At 68.5% G+C, this 6491-nt stretch carries 5 protein-coding genes; 3 read left to right on the top strand and 2 right to left on the bottom strand.

Features of this window, described 5'->3' with window-relative positions; translation table 11 throughout:
* On the bottom strand, positions 1-799 hold a 799-nt coding region (locus tag JWP83_RS04260; protein ID WP_297726251.1), incomplete at its 3' end, for an IS110 family transposase.
* 240 nt (positions 800-1039) lie between these two features.
* On the opposite strand from JWP83_RS04260, the gene tpiA reads away from it, so the two are divergent.
* The 3 genes from tpiA to ppc all read left to right on the top strand — a co-directional run bounded on the left by tpiA (position 1040) and on the right by ppc (position 5190).
* A complete protein-coding gene (tpiA, locus tag JWP83_RS04255; RefSeq protein WP_297726246.1) occupies positions 1040-1825 on the top strand; it encodes a triose-phosphate isomerase in 786 nt (261 codons plus the stop codon).
* 242 nt (positions 1826-2067) lie between these two features.
* Entirely contained in the window at positions 2068-2301 is a 234-nt protein-coding gene (secG, locus tag JWP83_RS04250; RefSeq protein WP_297726242.1) for a preprotein translocase subunit SecG, read from the top strand.
* A gap of 81 nt (positions 2302-2382) precedes the next feature.
* Positions 2383-5190: a phosphoenolpyruvate carboxylase gene (gene ppc, locus JWP83_RS04245; RefSeq protein ID WP_297726239.1), complete on the top strand. Its 2808-nt coding sequence runs from the start codon at positions 2383-2385 to the stop codon at positions 5188-5190.
* A gap of 6 nt (positions 5191-5196) precedes the next feature.
* Here ppc and JWP83_RS04240 read toward each other — a convergent pair whose 3' ends face one another.
* The gene (locus tag JWP83_RS04240) at positions 5197-6489 is read right to left on the bottom strand and encodes a cytochrome (RefSeq protein ID WP_297726236.1); all 1293 of its coding nucleotides are present in this window, start codon (positions 6487-6489) and stop codon (positions 5197-5199) included.
* Positions 6490-6491 lie beyond the last annotated feature (2 nt).

Genomic DNA, 6491 nt, shown 5'->3' with positions numbered 1-6491 from the left:
GGTGGCGGCGAAATCGGTCCTCGATCATCGTTTCGGTTTCAGCGATTTCGGTGTCGAGGGTGATCACCTCCTTGGCCAGCCGCGCAACCATGGTGGCGGCGATCTGCTGTCCGGGCACGCTGGTGTGTTGGGCGTCGGCAGCGGCCAGTGCGGCGGTGGCGACGGCAGAAGCGTTGCGGGCCTTGCGTTTGCGCAACCACGTTTCCAGGCGCACGGCACCGACGCGGCGCAGCCCGTCGGGGGTTTGATAGCCGGTGAGCAAGATCAACGCGGCCCGGTTTTTGCTGTAGTCGAAGGCGCGTTCCAAGGCGGGGAAGTATTCGAGCAGCTGGGCGCGCAGCCGGTTGATCGCCCGGGTGCGATCAGCGACCAGATCGCCACGCCGGGCGGTCAGGATGCGCAGGTCCACGGCGATCTCGTCACCTGCACGCAGGGGCTGCAGGTCACGGCGCATTCGGGCCTGATCAGCGATGACTGCGGCGTCTTTGGCGTCGGTTTTTCCGTCACCGCGATAGCCGCCGGAGGCGTGGTAGACGGTGCGCCCGGGGATGTAGAGCAGCTGCTGCTCGGCGGCGATGAGCAAGGCGATCAGCAGTGCGGCACCGCCATGGTTGAGGTCGATCGCCCAGGTGACGTCGCCGCCATCGGCCAGTGTCATCACCGCCGCCATCAATTCCAGGAGCTCGGCCTCATCGTTAGGGACGCGCTGCGAGAGCAGCCGCTGCCCGTCTGCATTGATGACCACGCAATGGTGGTCGGACTTCCCGGCGTCAACGCCGGCCCACAGTTGTTGCCCCACAACCACCTCCGTAATCATTGTCATCCCTGCCAACCCAGCAGACGACCACGCCGACGTGTCCTTACACAGCGATCAAATCGCATCTCTCAATTAGCGGTCGAGTCGTCGCGGGACAGCGGGCGGCCAATCTCCTTGGGCCATACACAGCAGCAGACTCATGAAAGCCATACCCGCTGCCCCTGGGTAGCTCGAAGCCTAAGGCCAGCGGCAACGAACACCCTGCAAGAAAGGTAAGGACTCGTGAGCCGCAAGCCACTGATCGCCGGCAACTGGAAGATGAACCTCAATCACTTCGAGGCGATCGCGCTGGTGCAAAAGATCGCGTTCGCGTTGCCGGACAAGTACTACGACAAGGTCGACGTCACGGTGCTCCCGCCGTTCACCGACCTGCGCAGCGTGCAAACCCTGGTCGACGGCGACAAGCTGCGGCTGACCTACGGCGCCCAGGACCTGTCCCAGCACGACTCGGGCGCCTACACCGGTGACATCAGCGGCGCCTTCCTGGCCAAGCTCGGTTGCAGCTTCGTCGTGGTCGGGCACTCCGAGCGGCGCACCTACCACCACGAGGACGACGCGCTGGTGGCCGCCAAGGCCGCCGCCGCGCTCAGGCACGAGCTCACCCCGATCGTGTGCATCGGCGAGCACCTCGACGTCCGGGAGGCGGGCAATCACGTCGCCCACTGCGAGGAGCAGCTGCGCGGCTCGCTGGCGGGCCTGTCGGGGGAGCAGATCGGCAAGGTCGTCGTCGCCTACGAGCCGGTGTGGGCGATCGGAACCGGGCGGGTGGCCAGCGCCAGCGACGCCCAAGAGGTGTGCGCGGCGGTCCGCAAGGAGCTGGGCTCGCTGGCCTCACCCCAGGTCGCCGACACCGTACGGGTGCTCTACGGCGGCTCGGTGAACGCCAAGAACATCGGCGACATCGCGGCCCAGGCCGATATCGACGGGGCCCTGGTCGGCGGCGCGTCGTTGGACGGTGAGCAGTTCGCGACGCTGGCGGCGATCGCCGCCGGTGGGCCGCTGCCGTAGCCGGGTCAGCCATCTGCTCCCTTGTCGCCGTTCGCGCCGGGCCCGCCCGTCCCGGGAGTGCCGCCCGTGCCGACAAACCCAGCGCGTGGCGCACGGTGCGCAGACATATTGTGCACGCGTCGAATCGATCGGGGGGCGATATGGTGCGACCGCCCGTCGCGCGGGCGCGTCGCGGCCTTGGGTGAGCCGGACGCCGAGCGTCGGTTGTCGGCGGTCGAGCCGTAACCGGTAAGCTGCCCGTCATGGAATTGGCCCTGCAGATCACCCTGGTCGTCACCAGCGTGCTGGTGGTGCTGCTGGTGCTGCTGCACCGCGCCAAGGGTGGCGGCCTGTCGACGCTGTTCGGCGGCGGCGTGCAGTCGAGCCTGTCCGGGTCGACCGTCGTGGAGAAGAACCTCGACCGGCTGACGGTGTTCATCGTGGGCATCTGGCTGGTGTGCATCATCGGCGAGGGCCTGCTCATCAAGTACCGCTGACGGTCCCCGAGATTGCCTCTCGGCCGCCAGGGCTGACCGCTCGACGGGCGGGCCACCCGATCCCCACCGATACTGGGACCCATGGCTGAGGCTCCCGACACCGCGCTCGAACCGATCGGTGCCGTCCAGCGCACCCGCGTCGGCCGCGAGGCGACCGAGCCGATGCGCGCCGACATCAGGCTGCTGGGCACCATCCTCGGCGACACCGTGCGCGAGCAGAACGGCGACGAGGTATTCGAGCTCGTGGAACGCGCGCGGGTGGAGTCCTTCCGGGTGCGGCGCTCCGAAATCGACCGGACCGATATGTCGCGGATGTTCGACGGCATCGACATCCACCTGGCCATCCCGATCATCCGGGCGTTCAGCCACTTCGCGCTGCTGGCCAACGTGGCCGAAGACATCCACCGCGAACGCCGCCGCGACGTTCACGTCGCCGCCGGCGAGCCACCCCAGGACAGCAGCCTGGCCGCGACCTACGCGAAACTCGACCTGGCAGAGCTCGATTCGGCCACGGTGGCCGACGCCCTGAAGGGCGCCCTGGTGTCCCCGGTGATCACCGCCCATCCCACCGAGACCCGTCGACGCACCGTGTTCGTCACCCAGCACCGCATCACCGAATTGATGCGCCTGCACGCCGCCGGGCACACCGAGACCGACGACGGCCGCGACATCGAGCTCGAGTTGCGCCGCCAGGTCCTCACGCTGTGGCAGACCGCGCTGATCCGGCTGTCCCGGCTGCAGATCACCGACGAGATCGACGTCGGCCTGCGGTATTACCCCGCCGCGTTGTTCAAGGTGATCCCTCAGGTCAACGCCGAGGTGCGCGAGGCGTTGCGGGCCCGCTGGCCCGACGCCGACCTGCTTTCGGCGCCCATCCTGCAACCCGGCTCCTGGATCGGCGGTGACCGCGACGGCAACCCGAACGTGACCGCCGACATCGTGCGGCGGGCCACCGACAGCGCCGCGTTCACCGCCCTGGCGCACTACATGGCCGAGCTGACCGACCTCGAGCAGGAGCTGTCGATGTCGGCGCGGCTGATCACCGTCACCCCCGAATTGACCGCACTGGCCGAGGGCGGCGACGGCAACGCCCGCGCCGACGAGCCCTACCGGCGGGCGCTGCGGGTGATCCGCGCCCGGCTCACCGCGACGGCCGCCGAGATCCTGGACCGGCAGCCGCAGCACGAGCTCGACCTGGGCCTGCGGCCGTATTCCGCGCCGGCGGAACTGCGGGCCGACCTGGACGTCGTCGACGCTTCGCTGCGCACGCACGGCGCCGAGCTGTTGGCCGACGATCGGCTGGCCCGACTGCGAGAAAGCGTGCACGTCTTCGGGTTTCATCTATCCGGCCTGGACCTGCGGCAGAACTCAGACGTGCACGAAGAGGTGGTCGGCGAGCTGCTCGCCTGGGCCGGGGTGCATCCGGACTACGGCTCGCTGGCCGAAGACGAGCGGGTCGAGCTGCTGGCCGGCGAGCTGAGCACCCGCCGCCCACTGGTCGGCGACCGCGCGCAGCTGTCCGACCTGGCCCGCGGTGAGCTTGCCGTCGTCGCGGCCGCCGCCCGCGCCGTCGAACTCTACGGCCCGGCGGCCGTGCCCAACTACATCATCTCGATGTGCCAGTCGGTGTCGGACGTCCTGGAGGCCGCGATCCTGTTGAAGGAGGTCGGCCTGCTGGACGCCTCTGGACCGGAACCCTGTTGCCCCCTGGGCATTTCACCGCTTTTCGAGACGATCGACGATCTGCACAACGGGGCGTCGATCTTGCAGGCGATGCTGGACCTTCCCATTTATCGGGCGCTCGTCTCGGCGCGCGGCGACTCGCAGGAGGTGATGCTGGGCTACTCCGACTCCAACAAGGACGGCGGGTATCTGGCCGCCAACTGGGCCGTGTATCGGGCCGAACTCACCCTCGTCGAGGTGGCCCGCAAGACCGGTATTCGGTTGCGGCTCTTCCACGGTCGCGGCGGCACCGTGGGCCGCGGCGGCGGCCCCAGCTACCAGGCGATCCTGGCGCAACCGCCCGGCGCGGTGAACGGCTCGCTGCGCCTCACCGAGCAGGGCGAGGTCATCGCCGCCAAATACGCCGAACCGCAACTGGCCCGGCGCAATCTGGAGAGCCTGGTGGCGGCCACCGTTGAGTCGACGCTGCTCGACGTGGAGGGCCTGGGCGACGCCGCGGAACCGGCCTACGCGCTGCTCGACGAGGTCGCTGCCCTGGCGCATCGCGCCTACGCCGAATTGGTCCACGAGACACCGGGTTTCGTCGAGTACTTCATGGCCTCGACACCGGTCAGCGAGATCGGGTCGCTGAACATCGGCAGCCGGCCGACCTCGCGCAAGCCCACCGCCTCGATCGCGGACCTGCGCGCAATCCCGTGGGTGTTGGCCTGGAGCCAGTCGCGGGTGATGCTCCCGGGCTGGTACGGCACCGGCGCGGCGTTCGAGCAGTGGATCGGGGCGGGCCCCGAAAGCGAAACCGAGCGGGTGCAGATCCTGCACGAGCTGTATGAGCGATGGCCGTTCTTCCGCAGCGTGCTGTCGAACCTGGCGCAGGTGCTGTCCAAGAGCGACCTGGGCCTGGCGGCGCGCTATGCCGGGCTGGTGGCCGACGAATCGTTGCGGCACAGGGTGTTCGACAAGATCGTCGACGAGCACCGGCGCACCATCGCCATGCACAAGCTCATCACCGGTCACGACGACCTGCTCGCCGACAACCCGGCGCTGGCCCGTTCCGTGTTCAACCGCTTCCCGTATCTGGAGCCGCTGAACCACCTGCAGGTGGAGTTGCTTCGCCAATACCGCTCGGGCGACGACGACCCATTGGTGCAGCGTGGCATCCTGCTGACGATGAACGGGCTGTCCAGCGCGCTGCGAAATAGCGGGTAATAGCGGCTAGGCAGGGGCATAGTCGACCCGACACGGTCCCGCTGCCCGTGCTACGCCACCGATTTGGGCCGGCACCGGCGCAGGATGCGAAATCCAGCGCGGCGTCATCCGGTACTCGCGGAGCAGATGCGTGGTAGCGGCAGTCATCGCGGCCAACGAAAACGGCTGGGCCGGGCAAGAGTGTCGGCCGTGCCCGAAGGCGGTCACCAGCATGGGCGAGGGCAGAGCGTCCCGCTCGATCAGACGGTGGCGGTTCCATCGAGCGGGATCCCACTCGCTCAGGCCCGGCCCCACCGACGTGTTGAGCAGGGGCAGCAACGTGGCGATGGTCCAGCCCGGCGGCACCTCGTAGGCGACGTCACCGGTGTCGAAGTGGACCGTGGACAGCACGGTGCGGGTCATGATCGACCGTTGCGCCAGGCGCGTCGATTCCAGCGCGCAACGCTGGGCAAAGTCCGTGTCGCCGGAGCGAACCCGCGCCAGCTGGGCCGGGTGCTCGAGTAGGTCCACCAACGCCCAGCCAAGCGCGGCCGCCAGGTTCGACATGGATGCGATGTGGATGAGCGCGATGTCGAGCGCGATCCCGCGGAGCCGCGCGCTCCGCGGCTCCGTGGACCAGCCGTCCACGATCCTGCCGAACAGGGCTTGGTCGCCCGCGTCGCCGGCATCGAACCTGCGCACCGCGGCGGCGATGATATCGGCAACCTCGTCCAGCGCGGCTCGCTCGGCGCGCTTGTCGGTCGCCGCCACCGCCGCCATCCTGTCGGGGTGAACGAACGCCTCGGAGCCGTCCAGTTCGTCGAGGGCGTGCACCAGGCGCTCGAAGGACTCACCATCGGACGATCCGGGTCCCGCCCACGAGGCCAGCCCCATGCGGTGACCCAGCCGTCGGGTGAGATCGAAGACATCTACCCGGCCGCCCGCCCCTAACTCGGTGGTGGTCTGCTCAAGCGCCCGGCCCAGGTTGGCAAGGTACAACGCCACGTCGTCACGCCGAAACAGCGTGTTGGGCAAGGTTTTACGCCCGACGAAGATGTCGTCGGGAAGTTTGCGCCGCAACATCAGGTAATCGGCTACCGCCTTGCTGGCCGTGTCCTCGGTGAGCGCGTAGAACGACTCGACCCCGATGCGGGAGAAAGTGAACAGGTAGTGTTCCCGTCCGCTCTCCACGACGAACGTGTCGCCGTGTCGTGCGCGGGCCGCGGCGATGGTGGCGACGGCGTCCACGACGGAAACATCCCACGGCAGACCCGTGTCCTCCGCATACGGCGGAGTGGGCACCGGATAGGCGCCGGGCACTG

Source organism: Mycobacterium sp. (assembly GCF_025965855.1).
Taxonomy (GTDB): Bacteria; Actinomycetota; Actinomycetes; order Mycobacteriales; family Mycobacteriaceae; genus Mycobacterium.
Note: the sequence above shows the minus strand (reverse complement) of the source record. Positions and strands in the feature narration are given on the sequence as shown.

Bases quoted from the DNA above. Each gene is read 5' to 3' on its own strand.
- secG (WP_297726242.1), top strand. From the start codon at position 2,068: ATGGAATTGGCCCTGCAGATCACCCTGGTCGTCACCAGCGTGCTGGTG.
- ppc (WP_297726239.1), top strand. From the start codon at position 2,383: ATGGCTGAGGCTCCCGACACCGCGCTCGAACCGATCGGTGCCGTCCAG.